Raw genomic sequence first — 1,509 nt, 5'->3', positions numbered from 1 at the left:
TAGTTCTACTTTGTCAGATTCGGCATTACTTTGATGCCCGAAGGGTTTTGGCCTGTTTTTGGTAGGCGGATTGCATCGCCTCAAGTCGTCGGCGATGGCGTTCGGTGATCATGTCGGCCATGTCGTCGTCGGTTTTGACCTTGCTGGGCAGCTTGTGCCGCAGGATGTCGATCAGGTCGTGGCAGGAGAGCATGCTGGCGGTGATGTCGCGATGCGCCAGGCGCTCTTTGGCGAGGAACATCAAGGCGATCATGACCAGCGCCATGTGGTGATGCCAGGCCTGCCAGCCGCGGGCCTGGTAGCCGGCCATGCCGCAGGTGCTCTTGGCGTCCTCGAAGGCGCGTTCGACGAAGTGGCGGTCAGCCTGCATGCTGGCCAATCGGCATAACGAAGCCTGCGGCTTGGCGTTGGCGAAACAGAACTTGAGCTTCTTGCCGCCGATTTCCCGGCGAACCAGCAGATGCCAGCGACGCGCCTGGGGCGCTTTGCCGTCCCAGACGAAGACCCGACAGCTCAGGTACTCGGCAACGACATCCCCTTTCTCCCCGGCGCGGACGGACAGGCGGCGCCAGGCGCTCTCCGGTTGCGCTTGCGCCCAAGCCGTCACCGTCTGAACGTCCGCTTGCGCCCGTAGCATCTTCGGCGCCCTGCCGCGAGGCTCGGTGCGCTCGGCAAGGGGCGGTTGCGGGTTCTCCAGATAGATCCCCTGATCGGCATGAATCTCGGCCAGGAAGGTCTCGCCTTCGTCATCCAGATTGTTCAATAACCAGGGTAGATGGCCGTAACCGGCATCGAACACGACATGGCTGTAATGCAGGCCCTCGCGCCGCAGACGTAACAACAATTCCAGAGCAATTTGACCCTTGGTCCGGAATTCCAGAGACTCCGGCATCCCTGCTTCCTGACAGCGTTGGGGATCATCAAACCAGTGCTTGGGCACGAACAGCTCACCATCGACCAAGGCACACGCGCGATCTCGCACCAAGGCCGCGAAGACGCCGACCTGGCTGTTCTCGGTCTTGCCCAGACGGCCATTCCACTGGCGTGCCACGCCGACCGACTTCTCGCCTTTCTTGGCGAAGGCGGATTCATCAAACACCAAGGCTGCGCCATGGCCGAACTGGGCATTGGCGTCGGTGATCAGTTGTCGCCGAACCTCGGCGCGCGACCAGTTCGATTCGCTCAACATGTGGTGAAGCCGCTGGTAGTGACTGCCCGCCACCTGTTCGGCCATCTGTTCCATGTTGCGCCGGTCGCACTGGAAAAGGCCATGGAGGTAGCGTTTGGCGGCGTCCTCAACCGAACGGGTCCGGCGCTGAAAACAGGGCAGATAAGGGCGGAAATGGTCGTCAAAGTGGGCGAGTGCCGAGCGGACCAGCTCGCGAATGCATTCGGAATATTGAGGCCGTCATGAAAATCCAAAGCCTCTGTAAATTCATTTAAAACAACAGCTTGCATTTTATCACATGACGGCTTCAGATGACTTTGGGGGAATCTGACAAAGTAGAA

1 protein-coding gene is annotated in these 1,509 nt (G+C 59.8%); it reads right to left on the bottom strand.

All coding sequences use genetic code 11. The annotated features are described in order from the left end of the window. Positions 1–25 precede the first annotated feature (25 nt). Positions 26–1,330, bottom strand: a complete 1,305-nt coding sequence (locus ACLIIZ_RS21035) for an IS701 family transposase (protein ID WP_416695649.1) — start codon at positions 1,328–1,330, stop codon at positions 26–28. Positions 1,331–1,509 lie beyond the last annotated feature (179 nt).

This window comes from Azonexus caeni (assembly GCF_048146105.1).
In the GTDB taxonomy this organism is placed as follows: Bacteria; Pseudomonadota; Gammaproteobacteria; order Burkholderiales; family Rhodocyclaceae; genus Azonexus; species Azonexus aromaticus_B.
Note: the sequence above shows the minus strand (reverse complement) of the source record. Positions and strands in the feature narration are given on the sequence as shown.